The 24,826-nt window shown below is 38.2% G+C and carries 23 protein-coding genes; 11 read left to right on the top strand and 12 right to left on the bottom strand.

Going from position 1 to position 24,826, the window contains the following annotated elements; all coding sequences use genetic code 11:
* Window positions 1-3 precede the first annotated feature (3 nt).
* The 5 genes from hisH to hisG are packed head-to-tail and all read right to left on the bottom strand — an operon-like array spanning window position 4 to window position 4,954.
* Complete coding sequence (gene hisH, locus KZZ04_RS06680; protein ID WP_058405288.1) at window positions 4-594, bottom strand: imidazole glycerol phosphate synthase subunit HisH; 591 nt, start codon at window positions 592-594, stop codon at window positions 4-6.
* Window positions 591-1,652, bottom strand: coding sequence for a bifunctional histidinol-phosphatase/imidazoleglycerol-phosphate dehydratase HisB (gene hisB, locus KZZ04_RS06685; protein ID WP_058405289.1), 1,062 nt, complete (start codon window positions 1,650-1,652; stop codon window positions 591-593). Before hisB ends, hisH begins: the two co-directional genes overlap by 4 nt.
* On the bottom strand, window positions 1,649-2,758 hold the full coding sequence (gene hisC / locus KZZ04_RS06690) for a histidinol-phosphate transaminase (protein WP_058405290.1): 1,110 nt from the start codon (window positions 2,756-2,758) through the stop codon (window positions 1,649-1,651). Before hisC ends, hisB begins: the two co-directional genes overlap by 4 nt.
* Window positions 2,748-4,049 carry a histidinol dehydrogenase gene (gene hisD / locus KZZ04_RS06695; protein ID WP_058405291.1) on the bottom strand — a complete coding sequence of 434 codons (1,302 nt, stop codon included), beginning with the start codon at window positions 4,047-4,049 and terminating at the stop codon, window positions 2,748-2,750. Before hisD ends, hisC begins: the two co-directional genes overlap by 11 nt.
* 5 nt (window positions 4,050-4,054) lie before the next feature.
* The gene (hisG, locus tag KZZ04_RS06700; protein WP_058405292.1) at window positions 4,055-4,954 is read right to left on the bottom strand and encodes an ATP phosphoribosyltransferase; all 900 of its coding nucleotides are present in this window, start codon (window positions 4,952-4,954) and stop codon (window positions 4,055-4,057) included.
* A 410-nt stretch (window positions 4,955-5,364) separates the two neighbouring features.
* Here hisG and KZZ04_RS06705 point away from each other — a divergent pair, with 410 nt between their 5' ends.
* Window positions 5,365-5,613 carry a hypothetical protein gene (locus tag KZZ04_RS06705; RefSeq protein ID WP_058405293.1) on the top strand — a complete coding sequence of 83 codons (249 nt, stop codon included), beginning with the start codon at window positions 5,365-5,367 and terminating at the stop codon, window positions 5,611-5,613.
* A 22-nt stretch (window positions 5,614-5,635) separates the two neighbouring features.
* On the opposite strand, the gene KZZ04_RS06710 is transcribed toward KZZ04_RS06705, so the two are convergent.
* A complete protein-coding gene (locus KZZ04_RS06710) occupies window positions 5,636-6,586 on the bottom strand; it encodes a GlxA family transcriptional regulator (protein WP_219422223.1) in 951 nt (316 codons plus the stop codon).
* A 196-nt stretch (window positions 6,587-6,782) separates the two neighbouring features.
* On the opposite strand from KZZ04_RS06710, the gene KZZ04_RS06715 reads away from it, so the two are divergent.
* The 4 genes from KZZ04_RS06715 (at window position 6,783) to KZZ04_RS06730 (ending at window position 10,634) form a co-directional block, all read left to right on the top strand.
* A complete protein-coding gene (locus tag KZZ04_RS06715; RefSeq protein ID WP_058405434.1) occupies window positions 6,783-7,400 on the top strand; it encodes a transglutaminase-like domain-containing protein in 618 nt (205 codons plus the stop codon).
* 200 nt (window positions 7,401-7,600) lie between these two features.
* Window positions 7,601-9,517 (top strand): ATP-dependent DNA helicase, encoded by a 1,917-nt coding sequence (locus tag KZZ04_RS06720; protein WP_219422224.1) that lies wholly within the window; start codon window positions 7,601-7,603, stop codon window positions 9,515-9,517.
* Between the two features lie 9 nt (window positions 9,518-9,526).
* On the top strand, window positions 9,527-10,228 hold the full coding sequence (tsaB, locus tag KZZ04_RS06725; protein ID WP_058405296.1) for a tRNA (adenosine(37)-N6)-threonylcarbamoyltransferase complex dimerization subunit type 1 TsaB: 702 nt from the start codon (window positions 9,527-9,529) through the stop codon (window positions 10,226-10,228).
* A gap of 76 nt (window positions 10,229-10,304) precedes the next feature.
* A complete protein-coding gene (locus KZZ04_RS06730; protein WP_058405297.1) occupies window positions 10,305-10,634 on the top strand; it encodes a hypothetical protein in 330 nt (109 codons plus the stop codon).
* A gap of 64 nt (window positions 10,635-10,698) precedes the next feature.
* On the opposite strand, the gene KZZ04_RS06735 is transcribed toward KZZ04_RS06730, so the two are convergent.
* A complete protein-coding gene (locus tag KZZ04_RS06735) occupies window positions 10,699-11,988 on the bottom strand; it encodes an alkaline phosphatase (protein WP_138528931.1) in 1,290 nt (429 codons plus the stop codon).
* A 360-nt stretch (window positions 11,989-12,348) separates the two neighbouring features.
* On the opposite strand from KZZ04_RS06735, the gene KZZ04_RS06740 reads away from it, so the two are divergent.
* The 3 genes from KZZ04_RS06740 to rnd all read left to right on the top strand — a co-directional run bounded on the left by KZZ04_RS06740 (window position 12,349) and on the right by rnd (window position 16,150).
* Window positions 12,349-13,200 carry an alpha/beta fold hydrolase gene (locus tag KZZ04_RS06740; protein ID WP_219422225.1) on the top strand — a complete coding sequence of 284 codons (852 nt, stop codon included), beginning with the start codon at window positions 12,349-12,351 and terminating at the stop codon, window positions 13,198-13,200.
* A 115-nt stretch (window positions 13,201-13,315) separates the two neighbouring features.
* Window positions 13,316-14,968 carry a long-chain-fatty-acid--CoA ligase FadD gene (gene fadD / locus KZZ04_RS06745; RefSeq protein ID WP_058405299.1) on the top strand — a complete coding sequence of 551 codons (1,653 nt, stop codon included), beginning with the start codon at window positions 13,316-13,318 and terminating at the stop codon, window positions 14,966-14,968.
* Between the two features lie 51 nt (window positions 14,969-15,019).
* Window positions 15,020-16,150 (top strand): ribonuclease D, encoded by a 1,131-nt coding sequence (gene rnd, locus KZZ04_RS06750; RefSeq protein ID WP_138528927.1) that lies wholly within the window; start codon window positions 15,020-15,022, stop codon window positions 16,148-16,150.
* Between the two features lie 61 nt (window positions 16,151-16,211).
* Here the strand turns inward: rnd and minE are convergent, their stop codons facing one another.
* Genes minE through minC form a run of 3 tightly spaced genes read right to left on the bottom strand, consistent with a single transcriptional unit; the run spans window position 16,212 to window position 17,996 of the window.
* Window positions 16,212-16,475, bottom strand: a complete 264-nt coding sequence (gene minE, locus KZZ04_RS06755; RefSeq protein ID WP_006793461.1) for a cell division topological specificity factor MinE — start codon at window positions 16,473-16,475, stop codon at window positions 16,212-16,214.
* A gap of 1 nt (window position 16,476) precedes the next feature.
* On the bottom strand, window positions 16,477-17,286 hold the full coding sequence (gene minD, locus KZZ04_RS06760) for a septum site-determining protein MinD (RefSeq protein WP_219422226.1): 810 nt from the start codon (window positions 17,284-17,286) through the stop codon (window positions 16,477-16,479).
* A gap of 5 nt (window positions 17,287-17,291) precedes the next feature.
* Complete coding sequence (gene minC / locus KZZ04_RS06765; protein WP_058552296.1) at window positions 17,292-17,996, bottom strand: septum site-determining protein MinC; 705 nt, start codon at window positions 17,994-17,996, stop codon at window positions 17,292-17,294.
* Window positions 17,997-18,151: 155 nt separating this feature from the next.
* Between minC and KZZ04_RS06770 the strand changes: the two genes are divergently transcribed.
* Entirely contained in the window at window positions 18,152-18,433 is a 282-nt protein-coding gene (locus KZZ04_RS06770; RefSeq protein WP_058405302.1) for a YcgL domain-containing protein, read from the top strand.
* Window positions 18,426-19,442, top strand: coding sequence for a lytic murein transglycosylase (locus KZZ04_RS06775; RefSeq protein ID WP_219422227.1), 1,017 nt, complete (start codon window positions 18,426-18,428; stop codon window positions 19,440-19,442). The genes KZZ04_RS06770 and KZZ04_RS06775 overlap by 8 nt, the downstream gene beginning before the upstream one ends.
* Window positions 19,443-19,476: 34 nt before the next feature.
* Here the strand turns inward: KZZ04_RS06775 and KZZ04_RS06780 are convergent, their stop codons facing one another.
* A complete protein-coding gene (locus KZZ04_RS06780) occupies window positions 19,477-20,022 on the bottom strand; it encodes a GbsR/MarR family transcriptional regulator (RefSeq protein WP_058405304.1) in 546 nt (181 codons plus the stop codon).
* A gap of 180 nt (window positions 20,023-20,202) precedes the next feature.
* Window positions 20,203-22,620, bottom strand: a complete 2,418-nt coding sequence (locus KZZ04_RS06785; RefSeq protein ID WP_219422228.1) for a TonB-dependent siderophore receptor — start codon at window positions 22,618-22,620, stop codon at window positions 20,203-20,205.
* A 303-nt stretch (window positions 22,621-22,923) separates the two neighbouring features.
* Here KZZ04_RS06785 and KZZ04_RS06790 point away from each other — a divergent pair, with 303 nt between their 5' ends.
* Window positions 22,924-24,681, top strand: coding sequence for a GGDEF domain-containing protein (locus tag KZZ04_RS06790; protein ID WP_219422229.1), 1,758 nt, complete (start codon window positions 22,924-22,926; stop codon window positions 24,679-24,681).
* The last annotated feature ends 145 nt before the right edge of the window (window positions 24,682-24,826 follow it).

Here is a 24,826-nt window from a genome sequence, read left to right on the forward strand (position 1 = left end):
AGTTTATAACTGCCAATCAACAAAATTTTGTAATAAACGGGTGCCTACTTTTGCACTGCGCTCAGGGTGAAATTGCATGCCAGCGTAGTTGTCTTTAGCAACAATAGCTGAAAAGGTTTGGCCGTACTCGCCACTTACAAGTGTTGCGTCGTTTACAGTGTGCGCAAAGCTATGTACAAAGTACACTTGCTCGTCTTGTGTTAGCCCTTTAGTAAGTGCATGCTCTTTATTAATACTTAAGTTATTCCAACCCATGTGCGGCGACGTTAAACTGCCAACATCGAGGGCTTTTACTTGCCCAGGTATTTTACCTAAGCACTGTACGTTACCTTCTTCTGTGCTTTCGCACAGTAACTGCATACCTAAACAAATTCCCATCAGTGGGCGCTGGTATTCGTTTATAGCTTGTTGCCAGCCGTTATCTACTAGGCGTTTCATGGCAACAGATGCATGGCCAACGCCAGGTAATATTGCCCGCTCAAAGCCTTTTAATTGCTCTGGCGAGGTAATGACTGTCGGCGTTTGCCCTAAGCGTTCAAAGGCAAAACGTACTGAATTTATATTGGCACAACCTGTATTTATTATGGCAATCATAAACATCCCTTAGAGCTGGCTGTTTGTTGGGTCGTGTCTTGTGCTACTGCCATACGAAGGGCACGTGAAAACGCTTTAAATAAGCCTTCTACTTGGTGATGACAGTTACCGTCGCTCACCGATAAAATAAGGCTAATAGCAGCATTATCGCTTAAGCTTTTGAAAAAGTGCTCAACCATTTGTACGTCTAAATCGCCTGCTTTTTCGCGGCTAAAGTTAGCGTTTAATACAAATGATGCACGGCCCGATAAATCAATTTGTGCCTCTGCTTTACATTCATCCATTGGCAGTGCAAAACCATAGCGCGCTATTTGCGATTTAGTACCAAGCGCTTGCTTAAGCGCAACACCTAGGGCAATGCCAATGTCTTCAACAAGGTGGTGCTCGTCTATGTGTAAATCGCCTTTGGCTTTAATGTTTAAACCAATGTTGGCGTGCGTGCGAATTTGATCAAGCATGTGATCAAAAAAGCCAAGGCCAGTATCTATGCTGCCATTTTTAGTTTGATCTAGGTTTATGGCTACATCAATTTGGGTTTCTTTGGTGTTACGCGTAACACGGCCTTCGCGGTTGGCTGTGGTTAGCTTGGTAACAATGGCAGGCCAGCTGCCATCGTACAAAATGCCTTCACAACATAAATTTTGTGCAAGGCCAATATCTGTTTGGCGATCGCCAATTACATATGAACGTGCTAAATCAACTTTGCCAGAGCGCATAAGCTCAGTTAATAAACCTGTTTTAGGTTTACGGCAATCACAGTTTTGCTCGTCAAAGTGTGGACAAATTAATACCTCGTCAAAGCTAATGCCTTGGCTTTGCATAATATCCATCATTTTATCTTGTGCTATATCAAAGTCAGCAGTCGGGAAGCTGTCTGTGCCTAAGCCATCTTGATTCGATACCATTACTAAACGGTAACCGGCGGCTTGTAATTGTAATAAAGCCGGAATTACACCTGGTAAAAAGGCAAGTTTTTCTAGGCTGTCTACCTGTTTGTCGGTAATTGGCTCTTCAATTATGGTGCCGTCGCGGTCAATAAATAAATAGGGGTTACTCATGATACTTCGTTTCCTGCTAATGGTGTTGTGGTAGTCGGCGTTTGTAAGCCATCTAACCAAATTTTAACTTGTTCGAGCTCTTGTTCACTACCAATTGAAATTCGTAGCCAATCGTCTTCACCGTATAGGGTAAACGCGCGCATTACTAAACCTTGCTCAAGGGCTACTTTAAAGTAGTTTTTGTTGGCTAATTTTAAGGTAACAAAGTTACCTTCACCAGTGAGGATTTTTAATGCAGCGGGGGAGGCGTTTAACCACTGTACAAGTTTAGCTTTTAAGCTATTTAAAATAGTCACTTGGCGGCGCATTGATGTAATTGCATCAGGTGCAATTGCCTGAGCTGCAATACTTGCCACCACACCCGATACCGGATACGGCGCAATCACTTTACGAATTGGCGCAAGTACACTTTCTTGTGCAAGTGTAAAACCCGTTCTAAGGCCTGCAAGTGCAAACGCTTTAGATAATGTGCGTAGTACCACTACATTACTAAATTCGTTTATAAGTGCTGTGGCGCTTTGCTCTGGGCAAAATTCAATATAGGCTTCATCAACAATGACGAGTGCTTTTCCCGCAAGCGCTGTTGCAATTGCTTTTACTTTATTAAGCGGTGTTAGGCTACCTGTTGGGTTATTTGGATTACAAATAAACACCAGTTTCGAGTTGCCCGCAGCCTTTACTATTTCATCTACACTACCATCAAGTAATAGCGCTTGCGTTAGGCTATTAATGGCAACGTTATGAGTATCAGCCGTAACTTTGTACATACCGTATGTTGGTAAAAATAACGCAATGCTGTCTTTAGCTGGTTCACAATAAGTGCGAACTAAAAGCTCAATGCCTTCATCGGCGCCGCGCGTCATTAATACGTTTTCGCTTTCAAGATCTGTATAAGCAGCGTAGCGGTCAATCACTAGTTGCGGTTGGGGATCTGGGTAGCGATTTAAATCTTCAATACTCAGTTCAAGGTTTTTAGCATAAGGGCTTTCGTTGGCATTTAACCACGTTGTCCCTGATAGCTTTTCACTTTTAGCAGAGCTATAGGCAGCAAGTGCTGCAATATTTTGTGGTAATAAGCTTGTCGCTTGTGCGCTCTCATTGCTCATTTTTAATTGCCTCTAAACGAATTGAAACCGCATTTGCGTGTGCATCAAGGCCTTCTGCATCTGCAAGTGGTAAAATAGCTTTTGACAGCTGTGTTAAGCCACTTTTACTAATAGTTTGCACTGTGTACGTACGGAAAAAATCAAGCAAGTTTAAACTCGAGTAAGTTGCACTGTAACCGTAGGTAGGTAAAACGTGGTTAGTACCCGATGCATAATCGCCCGCTGACTCTGGCGTGTAGTCGCCTACAAATACTGAGCCTGCATTTTTTACTTTATCTAAATAAGGTGTTGAATCTGCTAATTGCAAAATTAAGTGCTCAGGGCCGTATTGCGCTGATACGTCAAATGCTTGTTCAACAGAGTCTACTAAAATAAGTGATGAATTAGCCAGTGCTTGCTCGGCTGTCTCTTTTCGGCTTAAGTTTGCAAGTTGGCGAGTAAGGGCCTTTTGCGTTTGCTCAATGATACTTTCGCTGTTACACAATAAAATAACTTGCGAGTCAGCGCCGTGCTCAGCTTGTGAGAGTAAATCTGCTGCTATAAATTCAGGATTTGCTCGCTCATCTGCTATTACTAATACTTCAGACGGGCCTGCTGGCATATCGATTGCCATACCAGGAATTGTTTGCGCAACAAGCTGTTTTGCCATCGTTACAAAGCTATTACCTGGGCCAAAAATTTTGTTCACTTTAGGCACTGATTCAGTGCCGTAGGCCATTGCGGCTATTGCGCCTGCGCCACCACTTTCAATTAAAGTTGTAATGCCACATAACTTAGCTGCATATAATATCGCAGGGTTAATGCTTTCATTACCTTGCACAGGGGTTGCAAGTACGACAGTTTTAGCACCACTTAATTGTGCAAGTACACCTTGCATAATAACCGATGATGGCAGTGGAGCACTGCCACCTGGTACATAAATACCCACAGCTTCGATGGCTTGATATTTCAGTTCACATACAACACCAGGTTGGGTTGATAACTTAATATCTTTAGGCAATTGCGCTTCGTGAAAACGTTTAACGTTTGCATAAGCGGTGTCAATTGCGTATTTAAGCTCTGCGCTTAGTGCTTGCTCTGATGCATTTATTTCATCAAGCGGTACACGTAAACGAGGGTTAGCTCTATTATCAAACTTTTTAGCCATATCAAGTAAGGCTTTATCGCCTTGCTCTTTAACATCGCTCATAATTGTTTGGCATATTGCTTCAACCTTTGCGCTGGCAGAAACCGCAGGGCGCATTAGCGCCGCTGCTTGTACTTGTGAAGATTCCTCATTCCAACGAAGCATGGTACTTACTCCATCATTTTTTCAATTGGCATTACTAAAATAGAGTTAGCGCCTAGGGCTTTAAGCTGCTCCATTGTTTCCCAAAATAATGTTTCGCTGCTTACCATGTGAAGCGCTACGTACTCTTCATTACCAGCAAGTGCTAGTAGGGTAGGTTGGCCTGAGCCTGGTAAAATTTCGCAAATTTCATCAAGTTTAGTTTTTGGCGCGTGTAGCATAATGTATTTGCTTTCTTTAGCTTGTTTAACACCACGAAGGCGCGGCATAAGCTTATTGATTAGCGCTAGTTTGTCTTCATCTTGAAGGTCTTTATTTTGAATTAAACAGGCGTTTGATTCTAAAATTGTTTCACCTTGCATCAAACCGTTCGCTTCAAGTGTTGCACCAGTAGATACTAAATCACAAATTGCATCAGAAAGACCGGCACGAGGGGCTACTTCTACTGACCCTGTAAGCATTACAGTGCTTGCATTAATGCCTTCGCGCTTTAACCACTGCGTTAAAATTTCTGGGTAGGTTGTAGCAATACGCTTACCTTCAAACCAGCTCTTATCACGTGGGCCAAGCTCTTGTGGCCATGCAAGTGCAAGGCGGCAGTAACCAAAATCTAGTTTAGCTAGTTTGCTAACTTCGCTTGGTACACCTTGGCGTTCACGTTCTGCTTGTACTTCTACTAGTACGTTTTCGCCAACAATACCTAAATCACATACACCGTCCATTACCAAGCCCGGAATATCGTCATCGCGCACACGTAGTACGTCAATTGGCATATTAGTTGAGTGTGCAATTAAGCGTTGCTCACGTAGGTTTAATTTAACACCTAGTTGCTTTAGTAAATCTTGACAATCTTTAGACAGGCGACCGCCTTTTTGGATGGCGATACGTAGACGATTTGTGTTACTCATTATTCATTTTCCTTTAATTTAAAAACTAAAAACCCCGAGGGGAACCTCAGGGCGAAAATGAATCAATATGTTTTGAATCGCCAGAGGTTCCTTTTAGGAATAACCTCTCAGCGAAAGACCTGACAGGTTATTCCGGTGAATGGTGGTGATGATGTACTGTTGTCAGGTTTAAGCGCATTTTAATAATCCTATTTTGCTTAGCGCTGTTTAGTGAGCGTTAAGCTTTAATCTGTTTCAATAATTTTCAAAGCTATAAAAACATATTATCTATGCTTATAGCAAGTTTTTTTTAGCTTAATTAAAGCATAAGTTATAACTGCCGATACTATGGATATAACGACATAAGTTTGTATTATATCAATTGTTTGATTTTTGCTCACAACTAAGCGATTGCCTTTAAGGATGTATGTATGGATATGATGATACCTTACTTGGGTAGAATTACCCGATTGTCACTTGAGTCAAAAGGTGCATTTTATATCGCGGGTGTGCAAAGCAGTGCTGCTAGCGAAAAAATAGAACGTGAAAACAAAAAAAAACGTGAATTACAAAAGAAGAAAAAACTCAGTGTCATAGAAGATCAAACCAAGCCACAAGTCAAAAAAAACAGTGTTACCCAAGACGATGATGGGATAGAACACTTAGATACATGGGCTTAGATTATCATTTAAACTAAGTAACTCAATCATTCTTACGCCACTTTGCAGGGGTTAACCCTGTACTTTTTTTAAATAACCGAGAGAAAAAACTACTGTTTTCATATCCTACTTCCTCTGATATTTCGTTCACTGTTTTATCTGTTGCTAATAACTGCTTTTTGGCTTTATCTATTCGTACTTCTTGCACATATTTATTGATTGATATTCCTGTTGCTTGCGTAAATCGTCTTTTTAAATTGCGTTCACTAAAATTAAATTGTTTTGCCAGCTCATTTATGGTGATTAACCCACTTGAATGGTTATGAATCCAATCTTGTATCTCATTAATTTTTTCGTCTTTATGATTATTAAATTGAGGCAAAATAAGATTTAACTTACCAGAGTCAGAAATAAGCAAATGAGTAGCGCATTGTTGAGAGAAGCGATCGCCTTTGTCTTTAGCAACAACACCTAAAAGCACGCTAATACCCGCCTCAAAAGAGCCTGTTGTATAGATATTCCCCATTTTTAAATACGATTTATGACTAATAAATTCACAATCAGGAAATAATCCACTGAGTGGTTTAACTAAACTCCAGTGAGTAGCTATCACCGTTTTGTTTAATTTACCTGTTGCTGCTAAAAAATATGAGCCAGTACTTAAACTAAGAATAGACGTATTACTATGTATTTTTGGTTTTAGCCACTCAATAATTAGGTCAGTGCCCAATGGCATATTTTTTAATTTAGAGCCTTCTATAGGCGGAATAATCACCAAATCATAGGATTTGTCAGAAAGCGAATTATCGGCAACAACCAGTGAATTACTCGAGCTTGTTATAGGTGCACCATCGGTCGTTATTATTTCTATGTTATAACTTTGAGGCAATGAGTAATGCGAGTCGAGTAGAGAAACAATAGTAAAAAAATCTTTTGCTAAAAATACGCTAACGGCCCAGCAGCCTTCGTAGGCAATAATTGCTATATTCTTCATAATTTCATTTGGCCTAATCGGACTGTTATAAATACCTGTGCAGACATATTATTTTAATTTTTGTAGAAGTAACATTAAAACATACTTTAAAGACTAACTTATCTTTAAAGTTGTTGTTTTAAAATGTTTTTTACTATTGAAAGATATAGTTTAAATATAAGCAATTACAATAAATATATTTATTAAGGTGGCAGGTTTGAAGCAGTACTTACAAAATGATACTTTTTTTAATCAAAATCATCATGAAATAAGCAGCTGGTTAAAAATGGTAAAAGGCAGCGGTGAACGCGCTAAGGCCGTTTCAATTTATTACCTTGTAAGAGACGGAATTAAATATGATCCCTTTACACTTTTAGATGGTGCAAAGTCACTCAGCAGCGATTATTGCTTAGACAACAAAGCAGCATACTGTATTCCCAAAGCATCATTACAAATAGCATTAAGTCGGGCTTGTAACATTCCTTCGCGATTGGGCTTAGCTGATGTGCGTAATCATTTAAGTACCCCTAAATTAGATGAGTTACTAAAAAATGAGGTATTTACAATGCATGCCTATGTAGAACAGTTTATTGAAGGGAAATGGGTTAAATCAACCCCAGCCTTTAACAAGGAACTATGCGACTTAGTTAATATAAAACCGCTAGAATTTGACGGATTAAATCACTCTTTATTCCATCAATTTACCACTGATGGTAAAAAGCATATGGAATATTTAAAAGATCATGGTCACTATGCTGCAATGCCAACAGCGTTTATTAACCAAAACTGTGAGTTTTATTACCCACATTTAAATCTTAATTTCAACAATATTTAATAATACATAAACGAAAAGGGCTCAAACATACGCTCATTTGTTTGGGTAAAGCATAACCTGATTTTGAATAGGAAAGATTAACAGACAATGTTATTCAATTATGTTCAAAACCTAGACTAGTTTTATACCTTGCATAGGCTTGTATTTGCTTGCCCTTGGTTAAAGCCTTACGTAAAATCACACTATTATTATTTTGAAAAGTGATTGCTGTTATCAAACAACTGTTTAGTGCAACCGGCCCTTTGTCGTTATCTTTTGATGGCTATACTCCACGCCAACCACAAATTGATATGGCTGTCGCAGTTGCTCAAGCATTAAAAAACAGTTCACAACTCGTTGTTGAGGCGGGGACAGGAACAGGTAAAACATTCGCTTATTTAGCGCCAGCCCTAAAATCTAAAGGTAGAACAATTATTTCTACCGGCTCTAAAGCACTTCAAGAGCAGTTGTATCATCGTGATTTACCTCAATTGGTTAAAGCACTCAGTGCGACAAAAAAAACGGCATTGCTAAAAGGGCGTGCTAACTACTTATGCACATACCGTTTAAATCAACATGTTGCGCATGTACCAACAGACGATCCCGATGTAATGCATCATCTGGCTATGGTTGCAAAATTTGCAAGCGAAACACAATCAGGCGATTTAGCTGATTGTATTGGTATAGAAGACGACGCCAAAGTTTTACCTTATGTGAATTCAACTGCCGATAATTGTTTAGGCAAAGAATGCCCAGACTTTCAAGAGTGTTACATACGTAAAGCGCGTTTAACTGCTGCAGAGGCGGATGTAGTTGTTATTAATCACCATTTATTTTTTGCAGACATGGCAGTTAAAGAAAGTGGCTTTGCCGAATTGATGCCCACAGCCGACGCCTATATTTTTGATGAGGCCCACCAACTAAGTGAAATTGCCAGCGACTACTTTGGTGAAAGTGTGAGTACTAAAAAGCTGGTGGACTTAATTACTGATTTACGCGCTATATACAGAGCTGAAATTCCTGACATGTTACAACTCGGTAAAAGCTTAAATAAATTAGAAACCAGTGTTGCCGACTTACGTTTACAGTTTGGTGTAGATGGTAGCCGAGGAGATTGGCGAGAAAAGCTGAGTGATAAGCAAATATGTGCAGCACTGCATCGCGTTATCAGCGATTTGGACTTTGTTTATCAAGTGCTAAAACTGTGCTTAGACAGAAGCGATAAAATAGAACATCCATTCGAACGGGCTTTAGCATTTAAAGGGCAGTTAGAACGGGTTTTTGATACCGCACAAACTGGTTTTAGTTATTGGTATGAGACAACACGACGCTTTTTAACTATAAATATCACACCACTCAATGTGTCTGTAAAATTTGCGCAAATGATGAAAGATACCGGTGCTGCGTTTGTGTTTACCTCAGCGACGCTGTCGGTCGACAATAAGCTTACCCACTTTAATGCCAGCTTAGGCTTAAAGCCAGAGCAAAGCATGATGGTCGACAGTCCGTTCGACTACCCAAATCAAGCATTATTGTGTTTACCCAGGTACTTACCAGAATCACATGCTGATAATATGCCTCATGCTATTGTTAAATTAACCCTTGAGCTTATAAAGTCAGCACAAGGGCGCTGTTTTGTGCTTTTTACAAGTTACCGTATGATGCATTTAGTCGCTGAGGGGCTTACAACACAAATTGACTACCCCGTTTACATGCAAGGGCAAATGTCTAAGCGAATTATTTTAGAAAAATTTACCCGACATGGTAATGCCGTTTTATTAGGTACGGCATCATTTTGGGAAGGGGTGGATGTGAGAGGCAGTACGCTTAGCTGTGTTATTATTGATAAATTGCCTTTTGCAGCACCTGACGACCCCTTGCTACAAGCTAAAATGCAGGATTGCCAAATGCAGGGCAAAGATCCATTTGCACACATTCAATTACCGCAAGCAGTTATTGCATTAAAGCAAGGTGTAGGGCGTTTAATACGCGACAGCAAAGACAAAGGCGTACTTGTTATATGTGATAACCGATTAGTGACTCGACAATATGGCCAAGTGTTCTTAAAAAGCTTGCCTGCAATGCGTCGTACGCGAAGCTTAGAAGTCGCTAATACATTTTTACAACAAATTAATTAGAGTAATAAAATGATCAAAAGTAATATTCTTGCCCTTGATGCTTCAACAGAAGCACTATCACTTGTTTTACATTATAAGGGAGAGACATTTCATCATTTTGAAGAGTGCCCACAGCAGCACAGTCAAAAAATTCTACCTTTGATTGATGAGTTATTGACCAAAGCAAACTGTAAATTAAAAGAACTGGATGTTATTGGTTTTGGGCAAGGCCCCGGCAGCTTTACTGGCGTAAGAATAAGTGTGGCCATAGCTCAAGGGTTAGCGTATTCAACTAATTTACCTCTTGTAGGGGTTTCTACACTGGCAGTTATGGCACAGCAAGCCTATGAGCAAAACAACAACACACTTGTTTTTCCTAGCATAGATGCGCGCATGGGTGAAATTTACTTTGCACAATACAAATTACATAATGGTTTAATGGAATTAGTTAATAACGAGTGCGTTATTAAGCCTGCTCTATTAACTAGTGAGTATATAACAACCAATGAGGCATCAGTTGCAGTAGGCACTGGCTTTAAAACTTACCCTGATGCATTGTCAAACTTTGAAAACATTACGATTAATACAGATATAACATTACCAGATGCACGCTATATGCTTGCCTTTGTTGATGCAGCATTTATTGCAGGCAAGGGCGTTCGAGCAAGTGATGCCCAACCAAAGTATGTTCGTGATACTGTAACATGGAAAAAGTTACCGGGGCGCGAGTAATGCCGTGTTAGGTTAATTTGCAAATTGGCTATTTTTAAATCATAATTTTAGATATGTTCAAGGGTGGAGAAGCGTGATGACGCTGCCTATAGGCTCAGGTTTTTTTACAGGTGATATTCCAGGCAGAATAATCCCTGCGAAGGGAGTGACTGCAAAACCACAAGGTTTGGTTGAACAGGGTTCTGTTCAAAAAACAAATACTGATTATGTAAAAAGCAGTAAAGAGGGCGTTGAGCTTGCTAACCAATTGTTTAAAAGTACCGCCAAGAGTAACGACTACAGCCAAACAATTTACGACCAACCGACTGCAAAAAATAGTAAAGCAATTTCTACTTATACTGAATTTGCAAACTTAGAACGCAGAGCAGAAGTCCAAAACTTAATTGGGGTAGATATTTACGCTTGAACGTAGTTAATCTCCAATAATAAAAAACCCGAACAATGTTCGGGTTTTTTGTTTTACTAACTGTTTAGTGTTTAATGAAATTGATTAACTTATCTGCGATGTCGGTGTTGTTTTGAGAACCAATAAATTGCTCACTCCCTTTGCCATAAGCAAAAACTTGAACATCTACTGCGGTATGTCCACCTGTTGTCCATCCTGTGAAGCTTGTATCACTTATAATACTTTTAACGGCTAAGTTAAGTGCTTTGTCACCCATAGATTTAGCTTGTTCAAGCTTTATTTTATTTTCAGGGGTAAATTCGATATTAGTATATTTATTCCACACCAATTTTAGATCATCAGAGTCGAGTAACTGTTGAGTAATTTTACCTGCTGTTGCTTTTACACCATGAACAACATTAGCTTCCCACTTGTATTGGCCATGTGCACCTAATGTTAACCCCCCAGTGGAGTGATCAGCAGTTATAACAAGTAGGGTGTCTTTATTTTTATCAACATATGCTTTTGCTTTTTCAATAGCAGATGCAAAATCATCCATTTCAGCCATAGCACAGGCAATATCGTTTGCGTGCCCACACCAATCAATTTGACTGCCTTCAATCATCACAAAAAAGCCATTTTTGTTTTGATTGTCTAATAAGTTGAGTGCCTTGGAGGTAAGCTGCGTTAACCTTGTTGGGTTTTTGTCTAACGCAAAAGGTAAGCCTTTAGCGGCATATAAACCAATGGCAGGAATTTGCGTAATTTGATCAAGGTTTTGAATGCTATCGCCATATTGGTAACCAGCAGCTTTAAATTCGTCTACCAAATTTCTGTCATCACGTATAAAGTATTGAGTCCCGCCGCCTAGCATTAAATCAACAGGTAACTTACCTACAATTTTATTATCTATATAGTCATCAGCAATATCATCGTAATTATTACGTGATTCATTATGAGCTGCAAAGCTTGCTGGTGTTGCATGGTTTATTTGTGATGTAGCTACTAAAGCTGTGGTCATGTTACGTTCTTTGGCAATTTCTAGCATTGTTTTAAGCGGCTTTTTATCGGTATCGACTGCAATTGCGCCATTATAGCTTTTATGTCCGCTGCTCAATGCTGTTGCACTTGCGGCGCTATCGGTTACAACTGTGTGATCGTCAGGATAAGTGCGTGCCATCCCTGTGAGCATGGTATCAAAAATGGTTTGCTCAACATTTTTTGTTGTTGGGTCATCTTTAAAATAACGATAAGCCGTTGTGTAGGCGGGCCCCATGCCATCGCCAATCATATAAATTACATTTTTAGGTGCGGTTTCGGCCATTGCACCAGACGCTGTACACATTAGTGCCAGCATACTTATCTGTTTTTTCATTTTTTTCGTACCTTATGAATGTACTTTATTAATAGCTAAATTATTGTATACCTTAACTATGATAAATAAATTAATAGATTGGGACAAATCACTGATTAGTGCGATTAAACATTGTTTTGATGCGTTATAGTCTAACGTATGGATACATCAACGCCTATATTGAACTCTCAATGAGTAAAGTTTATTAGCACTGAGTAAATAGGGCACTTTATAAAATTAACATTATGAATAAAAAGGTTTTTATTCATAATGTTGTTTGCACTTGTGCTTTTGACTACTAAAATAATAAACATTTAGGTAAACTATTTAGTGGTCTGACAACTTGTATGTTATATATTTATAAAATAAGAAGGAGCATATGTGCAGCCATTTAATATTCAAACACGTAATTTAAATATTCATGGCTTAAAAATAGGTTCCGGAGAAGAGGTTGTTGTAGCGCTTCACGGTTGGTTAGACAACTGCAATAGTTTTACTCCTATGCTTAATGGGCACACTCCTGAACAAACATGGTACTGTATTGATTTTTCAGGACATGGATTAACATCGTGGCGAAGTGATGATGCACATTATTATTTTGTTGATTATATTGACGATGTTTATCAATTTATTGAAGCTATTGGTGTAAATAAAGTTCACCTTGTTGGGCATTCTATGGGGGCTATGGTCGCTGGCCTTTTTGCAAGTTGTTTTAGTGATAGGGTAAGAACAGTTAGTTTTATTGAGGGTATTGGCTGTGTGACAACACCTAGCGAGCAAGTCACTGAGCAACTGAAAAATGCAGTTCTCAATCGTACTAGAACGCATAATAAAAAAGCGCGAGTTTACCAAAGTAAAGCGCATATTTATGAGGCACGTGCTAAAACAACTGATTTAAATAATGAACTAATTTCGCTTTTAATGCAGCGAAACATAAAAGCACTTCCCAGCGGTTTTACATTAACAACCGATCCCAAGCTCAAAAATCATTCAGGTTTTAGGTTTGATGAAGTGCAATGTATTGGTGCAATAAAAGAATTACATGCACCATGCCAATTAATTTTAGGTAACCAAGGTTACCCATTTGTAAAACAAAATTTAGAAAAGTATATTAATTATTACAACCACTTGAGTGTAATTAATGTAGAAGGCGGACACCATTGCCATATGCAAAGTAGCAAAGAATGTTATGAACACATTCAAGCATTTATGGTGCAAAGTGGTGCACGTTAATTGTATATTGACGTTAAATGTGGGATTATCCTTGCATTAGAGTATTTGCTCAATTGTTAAAGTGCCTTACTTAGATTAAGGTTAATAAAAATATAATTATAAACAGGGGCTAAGAGTGGAAAAAATCTGGCTTAAGCGCTACCCAGAGGGTATGCCTGAAACAATCGATCCTGAGCATTACAACTCGTTACTCGAAGTGTTCGAAAAAAGTTTTTCTGATTACAAAGATTTACCTGCATTTACAAACATGGGTAAAACTTTGTCATATGACGAAATTGATACAGCAACTAAAAAAGTCGCCTCGTATATCCAAAATGATTTGGGTCTCAAAAAGGGCGAAAAAGTTGCCGTAATGATGCCTAACTTGTTACAAACACCTATTTCTATTTTAGGTATTTTACGCGCCGGTTGTGTGGTTGTTAATGTTAATCCTCTTTACACTGTTCGCGAATTAGAACATCAATTAAAAGACTCAGATACAAGCGCCATATTTATCCTTGCAAATTTTGCAGATACGCTTGAAAAGTCACTTGCTAAAACAGACGTAAAACACATCGTTGTTACTCAAGTTGGTGACATGGTGGGTGGTCTTAAAAAGCACATTGTTAACTTTGTTGTTAAGCACGTTAAGAAAATGGTGCCTAAATACAACTTACCGAACACCATTAAATTTTCAGATTTATTGAATGCTGACGAAAATGCGTACACACGCCCTGAATTGAATTTATCTGACTTAGCTTTTTTACAATACACAGGCGGTACTACCGGTGTATCTAAAGGTGCTATGCTGAGCCATGGTAATATGGTTGGCAACCTTGAGCAGGTTTCTGGCTGTTTAGATAAAGTGTTAGACCGTGGTACTGAAGTTGTTGTTACGGCACTGCCGCTTTACCATATTTTTGCACTTACAGCTAACTGCTTAACGTTTATGAAATATGGTGGTTTGAACTTATTGATCACTAACCCGCGTGACATGCCGGGTTTCGTTAAAGAGTTAAGCCAAACTAAATTTACAGCAATCACTGGTGTAAACACATTATTTAATGGTTTATTAAATACCCCAGGTTTTGATGAGCTTGACTTTAGTCACCTCAAAATGTCACTTGGCGGTGGTATGGCAGTACAACGTCCTGTTGCCGAAAAGTGGCAAAAAGTGACGGGTTCAAAACTAATGGAAGGCTACGGCCTTACTGAGTGTGCACCGCTTGTAACAATTAGTCCGTACGACTTACAGTCTTACAATGGCTCAATTGGTTTACCTGCACCCAATACTGATATTAAGCTAATTCTTGAAAATGGAGAAGAGGCAGCTAAAGGTGAGCCTGGTGAGTTATGTGTTAAAGGTCCCCAGGTTATGCTTGGTTACTACAAGCGCCCAGATGCAACTGCTGAATGTTTAAAAGACGGTTGGTTTGCTACAGGCGATATTGCAACATATGATGATGAAGGTTTCTTTTACATTGTAGACCGAAAAAAAGACATGATTATAGTATCTGGCTTTAATGTTTTCCCAAATGAGATCGAAGAAGTTGTTGCAATGCACGACGGAGTGCTTGAAGTAGCAGCGGTTGGCATTCCTCACGATGTAAGTGGTGAACAAGTTAAAGTTTTTGTTGTTAAAAAAGACCCTTCTTTAACTGAAAAAGATATAATAAACCATTGTCGTGATAATTTAACTAATTACAAGGTTCCAAAACTCGTTGAGTTTAGGGATGAGTTACCTAAAACTAACGTAGGTAAAATACTCAGACGAGCCTTGAAAGATTAGAAAACTATAAAAAAGCCGGCATTAGCCGGCTTTTTTATTGTAGGAGACTAAGTGCAATACCAATTAATTCAAACACAAGTTCAGCTCAATACTTTTGTTGAGCAGATCCAAAGTAAGCCTATTTTAGCTATTGATACTGAGTTTATGCGTCGTCGTACTTTGTATCCAGAAGTTGCACTCATTCAGGTTTTTGACGGTGAGCACCTAGCACTTATTGATCCCTTAGCTGAATTATCGTTATTTGATTTTTGGCAGGTATTAAAAGATCCAGCAGTTTTAAAAGTATTGCATTCACCTTCTGAAGATATTGAAGTATTTCAAAAATATGCTGGGTTTGTTCCTGCTCCTTTATTTGATACTCAATTTGCTTTGCAATTATTGGGTGAAGGTAATTGTATGGGCTTTGCCCTTATGGTTAAAACATTACTTGGTATTGAAATAGATAAAAGCGAATCACGTACTAATTGGCTACAGCGCCCGTTAACCACTAAGCAGCTAGATTACGCCGCCGCTGATACATTTCATTTATTACCGTGTTTTGAATTGATCATAGAGCGTATTAAAAAAGCCGGCTTTTTTGAAATTGTTTTGGATGAGAGCGAATTAATTGCTAATAAACGCGCGTTTCAAACACCAGATGAATTGCTCTATAAAGATATAAAAAATGCGTGGCAATTAAAGCCACACGAACTAGCAGTGTTAAAAGAGTTAGCCGTTTGGCGCCGTAATAAAGCAATTCGCAAAAATTTAGCTCTTAACTTTGTGTTGAAAGAACATAACATGACTGAAATTGCTAAGCGTGGGCCTTCTAGTTTAAATGCATTACGTCAAATACCGGGCGTGGAGTCGATTGAAGTTAATCGCTCAGGCGTTGAGATTTTAAAGTGTATAGAAAAAGCGAAGGCAATTGCTGTTGACGAGCACCCGCAAGCATTAAAACGGTTAATTGATTTTACTAATTACAAACAAACAGCAAAAGATATTAAGCAAAAAATAACCAAAGTTGCTAAAGCTAACGCTATTCCTGAAGATGTTATGGCATCTAAAAAGCAAGTAAATCAGCTAATTAGCTGGAACTGGAAGCTAACAGAAGAGCAAAAAAAGGCGCATATAAAGCCAGACTTAATGAGTTCTTGGCGTTATAACTTTATTAAAGACGCGCTAAAAGAGTGGGATACCTAAAGGGTTAACCTCTCAGTTGTTATTATTTATAAAGAGGGCGCTTAGTGCGCCCATTCTTCATTTATTTTTTCTCTTCGTCAGGTAAAGTAACGTTTAGCTCTAATACAGCTAAATCGTCTTCATTTTGATCAAATTGTACCTGAACTGCATCACTATTAACGTTCACATATTTTCGAATTACATCCAAAATATCTTGTTTTAATTGTGGTAGGTATTCAGGTGTTCCACGCTGCGAACGTTCGTGTGCGACAATTATTTGCAATCGCTCTTTTGCAAGAGACGCACTGTTTTTCTTTTCTGAGCGGAAATAGTCAAGTAACGACACATTAGCCTCCAAAAATCCGTTTAAAAATGCCTTTCTTCTCTACATCTAAGAAGCGAAAATCGACGGTTTCACCAAGTAAGCGGTTTATGGCATCAGCATATGCTTGGCCAGCATCTGATTCACCATCTAATATGACCGGTTGGCCTGAATTTGATGCACTTAATACTGCTTGTGACTCAGGAATAACACCGAGCAAATCGATTGCTAATATGTCTTGTACGTCTTCTACAGAAAGCATTTCACCTCTAGCTACACGCTCAGGGTTGTAGCGTGTTAATAGCAGGTGCTCTTTGATGTTTTCTAGGCCTTCTTCAGCGCGTTTAGATTTGCTATGCAAAATACCTAATATACGGTCAGAATCTCGTACAGATGAGACTTCTGGATTGGTGGTTACAATCGCTTCATCAGCAAAGTACATTGCCATCATCGCACCTGCTTCAATACCCGCTGGCGAGTCACATACAATATAATCAAAATCTTCTTTAAGCTCGTTTAAAACGCGTTCTACACCATCGCGAGTTAGTGCGTCTTTATCACGAGTTTGCGATGCTGGAAGCAAAAATAACTTTTCTACACGCTTATCTTTAATAAGTGCTTGGTTTAAGTTTGCTTCACCATTTATAACGTTAACAAAGTCATAAACAACACGGCGCTCACACCCCATAATTAAATCAAGGTTACGTAAACCGATGTCAAAATCGATAATAACCGTTTTGTAGCCTTTTAATGCTAAGCCTGTGCCTATTGCGGCGCTTGATGTTGTTTTACCAACACCACCTTTACCCGAGGTAACGACAATTACTTTTGCCATGAGATTTATCCTTTAACCAAAGCTGAAATTTCTAATGATTCATTTTTTTGTTGTATTTGCACAGCACTGCCCCAAAACTCACCTTGTAGAGAGTCACTGATCCAGTAGTTGCCATTTATGGAAACAAGTTCCGCTTCTAGCTTTTGGCAAAATATATGTGCGTTTTCTAATCCTTTTGCGCCCGCTATAGCGCGACCGCGAAGGGTCCCGTAAATATGTACGTTGCCATCTGCTATTACTTCTGCACCATGACTAACAGCGCCTAGTACAATAAGATCGCGGTCTTTTGCATAAACCTGTTGACCTGAGCGCACCGTGCCGTTAATTATTTGTGCAGGAAGTATAATGTTTTTTTCAACAATTGATGTGTTTGGTTGTTTTTCAACGGGCTCTGCTTTTACGTCTTGCGAGTAATTTAAAACTGAGAAGCCAGCTTTTTTTGCGCTTGTATGTTGCTCTTCAGAGCCATTACATACACCCACTGCGTTAAAGCTCATTCGCTCTATAAGTGACTTTAAATGAACAAAGTCCAAAGAACTGCTTTTTACTTCTTCTAAATTAACAACAATAGGCGCTCCCTCAAAAAAACGGGGAGCTTGGGCTATTTTTACGTAGAGTTGCTCTGCTAAAAGGTTAATATCAGCACTATAAAGATGTAAAACTGATAACGTAAAAAGATTCCCTTTTAACTCAAAAATTTGGTCCGACATACACGCTCAATTGAATTGTATGATAAGAAATTGTAATTAGATAAACACAGGCTGGATAAGGCGTTTATCGAAATTTCTAATCTAAATTTTCTAACTTATTATTACTCTCATGGTATAGTGTGCGGCATTGTTGTGCAAGAATTTATAGGGTCATAATGTTAACTGCGGTGTATAAAAGTAAGAAAAAAGCGGATACCTTCTTATTTGTTGAAAAAAGAGATGATTTTAGCAAAGTTCCAGAACCTCTAATGGCTATGTTTGGCAAACCCCACTATGTGATGATTATTAATTTGGCTAAACGTGAACACCTAGGTGGTGCTGATTTAGAGACTGTTAAGGGTGCATTAACCGATCAAGGTTACTATTTACAGCTTCCACCACCGGAAGATAATTTGCTTACTGAATTAAGAAAACAAAATGGAGCCGATCGTGATTAAAAAACTGGCAATTGTATTATGTGGTTTATGTTTAAGTTCGTCAGTGGTTGCAAAAACACAAGCCGAATTTAAAGATTACTTAACAAACTTAAAAAAAGAAGCAATCGCAAAAGGCTACGAAACATCGTTAATTGATAGTGCGTTTGCAACAGCGACCTACAAAGAAAAAGTAGTATCGGCTGACAAAAACCAGCCTGAAGTTAAAGAAACACTTGAAACCTATTTACCAAAACGTGTTCCGCAATGGAAAATTGACCGTGCTCGTAAACTGTATGCGGAAAATAAAGACATTCTTGAGCAAGTAGCTAAAGAATTTGGCGTACAAGCGCGTTTTATAGTGGCTTTGTGGGGGCTTGAAAGTAACTTTGGCACCATTCAAGGGGGGCACAATGTTATTTCATCATTAGTGACGCTTGCTTTTGATGGCCGCCGTGAAGCTCTTTATAAACGCCAATTATGGGCAGCTTTAGACATTTTAAAATCGGGCCATATTACCTTAGATAAATTTAAAGGCTCTTGGGCTGGCGCAATGGGGCAAACTCAATTTATGCCTACGTCTTTTAATGCTTTCGCCGTTGACTATAACAACGATGGTCGTAAAGATATTTGGACGACTAAAGAAGATGCGTTTGCTTCTATTGCTAATTATTTAAAGCAAGAGGGCTGGAACGATTCATTAACTTGGGGCCGTCAAGTCAAACTTCCAGATGGATTCGATAACAAATATATCTTAGTACGTGGTACCAAAACGCGTAAGCAATGGCTTGAATATTGGGATGATTCAGAGCGTTCACTTGCTGATTGGCAGGCACTAGGGTTGAGAAAAGTCGACGGCAGTGCTTTACCTAATGTAAACGTGCGTGCTGCGTTAGTGATGCCTGATGATATTAACGGCCGTATGTTTTTAGCCTACGATAACTATAAAGTGTTAATGCATTGGAACCGCTCGTATTATTTTGCAACGAGTGTCGGTTATTTATCTGATCGAATTGGCTATCCAAAAATATAATATTTAATTAATAATAAAGCCGCACAGTGCGGCTTTATTCTTTTTTAAAAATCTTATCTTTTAGGTCTATTACCTTGCCAATGCCAGAACCGAGTTTCATTAGTTTATTGAGTTGCTCAGGAGTTAAACGTTGTAATTCAGAAGACCATTTAGTCACTGTTTCAAGTAAGTTGTGAATTTCACCCATTTGTTTTTGTGCATAGATTTCTTCTTCATTACTTGCTTCGTCTAATAAGTTGTCGCGCAATAGGCTAAGTGTTGGATCGATTTCACGTTTTTTACGCTCTTCAAATACACGATTTGCCATATCCCAAATATCGCCTGCGGGTGCATAATACTCTTTACGGTCACCAGGAATGTGCTGAACTTTAATTAATTGCCAAGACTGAAGCTCTTTAATGCCCATACTCACATTGCCTCGTGAAATACTCAGTGAATCGGCAATTTCATTCGCGGTCATTGGGTTTTTAGTGATAATAAGTAATCCACACATTTGACCAATAGTACGGTTAAAACCCCAGCGGCTTCCCATTTCGCCGCAATGCATTACAAAGGTAAAATTTTTCTCAGATAAAGTCATATCATTAACTTTCAGTAATTTCAGAAACTAAATGCTAGCATGTTGGTTAGTGATAGCAAGGAATTAGACTCATTAAAATACAGCTTAAGGTAAAACCTTAAACTTAACTAATGTCCTTGGCTAATCTATCCGTTATGATTAAAAAGCGCTCACAAATACAAGCGCTTATACATGAGCAAACTACAGTGTATAGCTAAAGCTTAGCTTAGCGTTACGTTCTTCACCCGGCATACCACCTAAAAACATCGCTTTAGAATAATATTGCTTATTGAATATATTGTTTAAGTTAAGTTGCATATGCCATTTGTTTGTTGTGTATGAAACAGCCGCATCATGAACCGTGTAACTTGGTACATGGCCATCAGGAATACCAAAACTTGATGAGTTGGTACTCCTATCATCAACATAAGTTACACCTGCACTTATATTTAGCGTTTCAGGCAAACTAAAAACAGTTGCGTAATAAGTTACCCACGTACTGGCAGTTATATAAGGAACCCCTTTTTTACGTGTAGCGTGATTGTTTATATTAGGGTTTAGTTGGTTTCTTGCATCTTGATAAACACCATTTATATTTACTTTCCATTGCTCATTTAAATGCGCATTTAAATCAAGCTCAACTCCTTTTGTTTTTTCTTCCCCATCATAAAAGCTTTTAACTACATCTGGTGCCGAAACGCCCGCTTCATAAAGTGGATTGCTGTATTCTAGGTTGGTTCGCGCACTTTCAAAAACAACGAAAGAGGCAAGTAGTTGGTCGTCAAACGCTTTATATCTAAATCCTAAGTCATTGCTCATTGATTCTGAGTCTTCTCTATCCGCTTCGTTACCAGCAATGGACCCTAATACACTATATGCAGTGCGGCCTTTAGCGTGATTAACAAATATAGAAAAGTCTTCAGTGGGTTGATATGTTGCGCCTAAATTATACGTTAAACCACTGTCTGAAGTGTCAGCCTCTGGTGTTGGTTCTGCTCGACTTGCGCTATAACGCTCATCTACACCAAAATGTTCATAACTTTGTTTAATGCTGTTATAAGCAACACCTACGCGTGTTGTTAATTGCTCATTAATATAGGCAACATGTTGGAGGCCCAAACCCCAGGCCTTTACTTTTTTATTGTAGTCACTGGTTTTAAGAGGATCGTAATCGTAAAAATTACCTGTTGGCCAATTGGGATCTCGTATATCAAATATATAGGGTAGGGAACCTTGATATGTTACTTCGTTGTTTGTATCTGTAATAACGTAATCTTTATCCCATATAGAATATTGTTTAAAACGAATATCGCGATCTTCATAATTAGCATTAACCAAAAGTTCGTTATCAATATCACCCAACATAAAGTCGTAGCGCAAATCTAAAAAGTACTGCCATGACTTTTCATCAGCCTCAACTTGGCGGTATTCTTGGCGACGAGCAGCAAAAGGGTAAAGCACATCGTCAACGACTAACGGTGAACGTGGATCTTGATTAATAACACCACGACGATTCCAATAAACATAGTTATAAGCCCCCGTTTGACGTGCGAAACTTGATGTGTAATTACGGTATTGTAACTGTTGATTTAAAAATAAGTCGTCAGTAATAAAGTAATTATGCGTAAGCTTAAAGCGCAACTCTTCACCTTCGTTATCATCAGCCATTGGCGAAATAATTCCGTTAGTTCCAAATTGATAAGGTGTTAATCCGTCGTTATCTGACAATGAGTTTGCCAGTTCATTGCGCTGAGATTCACTAAGCTGTAAACCACTACCCGTAGGATCGTTAACTAAATCAGATCCTGTTACTTGTGAGGCTGTTAAACCATTAGCAGAGTCTGCATTATAAATTCGAATAGGGTGACCAATAGAGTCCACCGCTATTGAGTCTTTAATGTATGCAGCAGAAACCATAACGTCTTGTTGATCACTCAAAATGTATTTAAGTGATGTATATATTTCGTCTCGGTCTTCTTTTAAATCACGAAAACCATCACTTGATGCTGTTTTAGCCATCACGCGGTATGCTAAGTCATTGGTAATTGCATTGGTGCTATCAAAGGCAAGTGAATAGCTATCCCACTGACCAAGCTCTATGGCTACTTTATGCTTTTCTTCAAATTCAGGTTTTTTTTCAATTAAGTTAATTACACCACCAGCGCTGCCAATACCATACAAGCCTGTTGCTGGACCCTTTAACACCTCGACCGACTCAACATTGGTTAATGAGCGCGTTGGATTAAAGGTGTTACCAAGGCCTGCTCCGCCATACATCCCATCGTAAGTATAATTAGCATCTAGACCTCGAATAACTAAGTTATCGCCAATCCCGTAGTTATTACCTGCTTGGGTTAATCCACTTACATTACGTACAAGCTCTTGCAGGCTATCTACACCTTGGGATTCAATCAGTTCACGGTCAATAATAACGACAGGTGCTGGGGTTTCCATTAACGACATATCTGACTTAGTTGCAAGCCCTGAGCTCATAACAACTTGGTTTTGTTTTTGATAAACACTTATATGTTCGATATCTTGATTTGCAGTGGCTTGTGCTAAAACGGCTTGCGCATTTAAACAAGCGAGGGTGAGTAATGAGTAATTGAAACTTTTCATTATGATAATCATTCGCATTTAATAAAGTGCGGCAATAGTAATGATTATTATTTGCAAAATAAACTAAAAGTTCAATAAATCTATAATATATGGAACCGTTTGCTGGTTATTTAATCAAGTAACTAATATGACTGAATATAAACGAATTCACATAAAAAGAATGAGCTTAAAACGTGATACGGCTAATACTTACTGAGTTGTTTTTAGACTTTATAAATTTTTATGACTATTTGTAGTAACTTTAAATCTTTCTGTTAACCTTAATCAAAATCCGTCATTTAACGTAATAATCAGTAAGTCACAATGAATTTTAAACTCTCAATTATCTTCAGCCTCTTAGTTGTGGCTTTCACCTCTCCCTATGTCAATTCGCAAGATAATCGTTGTGAAAATTATGATTCTGTTATTTCTAATTTATATACTTCAATTGAGGCTTTAAATGTTAAAAAGTTGAAATCAATAAATGAATATTTAAAGCTCCATTGTGCAGACAACGATATTGAAATCCACCTTTTGTTTAGTGAGCTGACAATCGCTGATGCAGAAAATGATAGAAGTAAAATAGAACTGCTCAGGGATAAAATTACTGCTTCAAAGATTTTGGATAAAAGTAATTCTCATTTTGTATGGCATTTATATGTATTGGCTCAAAGCTGGTTTTGGGATACAAAATCAGACAAAGCAGTTTCATTATTAAGTGAATACAATTCCTATTTTATAAGTGAGCCGAAAAACCCCATAGAAGTAAGAGTGCTTTCTTTGATAGGGGGTTATTTTAATAATGCCAAGTCGAGTATAGAAAAAGAAAAAAATGATTATTTTGATAAAGCTGAAATTAAAGCAAATGAAATTGGCGACCCTGAATTAAAATTATACGTGAACTTTAGAAGAGGTGGTGAAGCATTTCCTGATTCGAATACCGATAGTGCAGTCGAGTATAAAAGAAAAAAAGATAAATGGATGAACATGCTTGATTCTGTGGACCCTTGCGTGACCAAAGCAGAAGTAATGCTATTTTGGGGATACTTAGAAGTTGAAGAAAAGCAGAAAAACTTAACTGTTTTAGAGGGAGCAATCCAAATACTGTCAGAATTTGGTGTTACTCGAACGGTTATAGACGGCTCTATGTTGTATATAGAATTGTTAATAGATTATGGAGAAGCTTCAAAAGCTGAGTCCATGATCAAAAAACTAATTTATGATTATGCTGACTCATTAGATAGCTTCCAGAAAAAACAGTTATACGGGTGGCTTTTTGAGCTTAGTTCGTCACAAGAGCGTTATGAAGATGCCCTGAAGTATAAAGATGAGTATTACCTTAATTTAATTGCTAAAGACGATAAAACACAAAAAAAATTAGATCAACTCCTTTTAGAATATAAAGTTGAAGAACAAAAGGCGGCGAGCAAAATGTTAAAACAATCTCTTCAACTAATAGAATTAGAAACAGAAAATGAAAAGCAAAAAAATTATATTTTAATATTGTTTGTCATTACATTGTCTGTAGCGTTATTTTTATTTTCGATTATTATTTACCGAGGCCGAAAGTCTAAAATTGAATTGCAAAAACTTGCAATGATTGATTCCCTCACCGGCGCGTGGAATAGACGCGCAATTACTCTTAAAGCAGCCCAAGAGTTAGCTATGGCTCAACGCAAAGGTCACAACTTAACTATATTACTGGCTGATTTAGATGATTTTAAATCGGTTAATGACATCTATGGACATGATGTAGGTGATCTTGTATTGAAAACTTTTGCCAATATTGCATCTGATAATATGAGAGCAAATGATCAGTTTGGGCGCTGGGGGGGAGAAGAGTGGCTATTTATTTTGCCCGCTACATCAATGGAAGAGGCAAAGAATTTATTTAATCGGCTTTCTGATAAATTATCTAAGGTTAAATTAGGTGACTTATCTAACATAACATTTTCAATGGGAGCCGTTGAGTTCTCTAGTGAACGCAATATAGATTTAAATTCATTAATAAAAGAAGCTGATAAACAGCTATATGTAGCGAAGGAAATGGGTAAAAATAGAGTTTGTTTTGCATCAAGGTAAAACTTAGGTAATTGTTATTTTGAAAAATAAAGGTACAAGCGATAGGAACTGGTTTTTAGCTTAGATGTAAAATTTAGCGTTCATTTTTTTAATATCGAGTTTTTATGACCTACTAAATATTCATTAAGTAGTCTGCTGAAATGTA

Origin of the sequence: Pseudoalteromonas sp. CR1, from assembly GCF_019392235.1 — a bacterium.
Taxonomy (GTDB): domain Bacteria; phylum Pseudomonadota; class Gammaproteobacteria; order Enterobacterales; family Alteromonadaceae; genus Pseudoalteromonas.

What these genes read in the sequence shown, in the direction of transcription:
- hisG (WP_058405292.1), bottom strand. Translation starts at nt 4,954, where the DNA reads ATGAGTAACACAAATCGTCTACGTATCGCCATCCAAAAAGGCGGTCGC.
- hisD (WP_058405291.1), bottom strand. Translation starts at nt 4,049, where the DNA reads ATGCTTCGTTGGAATGAGGAATCTTCACAAGTACAAGCAGCGGCGCTA.
- hisB (WP_058405289.1), bottom strand. Translation starts at nt 1,652, where the DNA reads ATGAGTAACCCCTATTTATTTATTGACCGCGACGGCACCATAATTGAA.
- hisC (WP_058405290.1), bottom strand. Translation starts at nt 2,758, where the DNA reads ATGAGCAATGAGAGCGCACAAGCGACAAGCTTATTACCACAAAATATT.
- KZZ04_RS06710 (WP_219422223.1), bottom strand. Translation starts at nt 6,586, where the DNA reads ATGAAGAATATAGCAATTATTGCCTACGAAGGCTGCTGGGCCGTTAGC.
- KZZ04_RS06790 (WP_219422229.1), top strand. Translation starts at nt 22,924, where the DNA reads ATGAATTTTAAACTCTCAATTATCTTCAGCCTCTTAGTTGTGGCTTTC.
- tsaB (WP_058405296.1), top strand. Translation starts at nt 9,527, where the DNA reads ATGATCAAAAGTAATATTCTTGCCCTTGATGCTTCAACAGAAGCACTA.
- KZZ04_RS06780 (WP_058405304.1), bottom strand. Translation starts at nt 20,022, where the DNA reads ATGACTTTATCTGAGAAAAATTTTACCTTTGTAATGCATTGCGGCGAA.
- minD (WP_219422226.1), bottom strand. Translation starts at nt 17,286, where the DNA reads ATGGCAAAAGTAATTGTCGTTACCTCGGGTAAAGGTGGTGTTGGTAAA.
- KZZ04_RS06705 (WP_058405293.1), top strand. Translation starts at nt 5,365, where the DNA reads ATGGATATGATGATACCTTACTTGGGTAGAATTACCCGATTGTCACTT.
- KZZ04_RS06730 (WP_058405297.1), top strand. Translation starts at nt 10,305, where the DNA reads ATGACGCTGCCTATAGGCTCAGGTTTTTTTACAGGTGATATTCCAGGC.
- KZZ04_RS06770 (WP_058405302.1), top strand. Translation starts at nt 18,152, where the DNA reads ATGTTAACTGCGGTGTATAAAAGTAAGAAAAAAGCGGATACCTTCTTA.
- minC (WP_058552296.1), bottom strand. Translation starts at nt 17,996, where the DNA reads ATGTCGGACCAAATTTTTGAGTTAAAAGGGAATCTTTTTACGTTATCA.
- KZZ04_RS06735 (WP_138528931.1), bottom strand. Translation starts at nt 11,988, where the DNA reads ATGAAAAAACAGATAAGTATGCTGGCACTAATGTGTACAGCGTCTGGT.
- KZZ04_RS06785 (WP_219422228.1), bottom strand. Translation starts at nt 22,620, where the DNA reads ATGAAAAGTTTCAATTACTCATTACTCACCCTCGCTTGTTTAAATGCG.
- hisH (WP_058405288.1), bottom strand. Translation starts at nt 594, where the DNA reads ATGATTGCCATAATAAATACAGGTTGTGCCAATATAAATTCAGTACGT.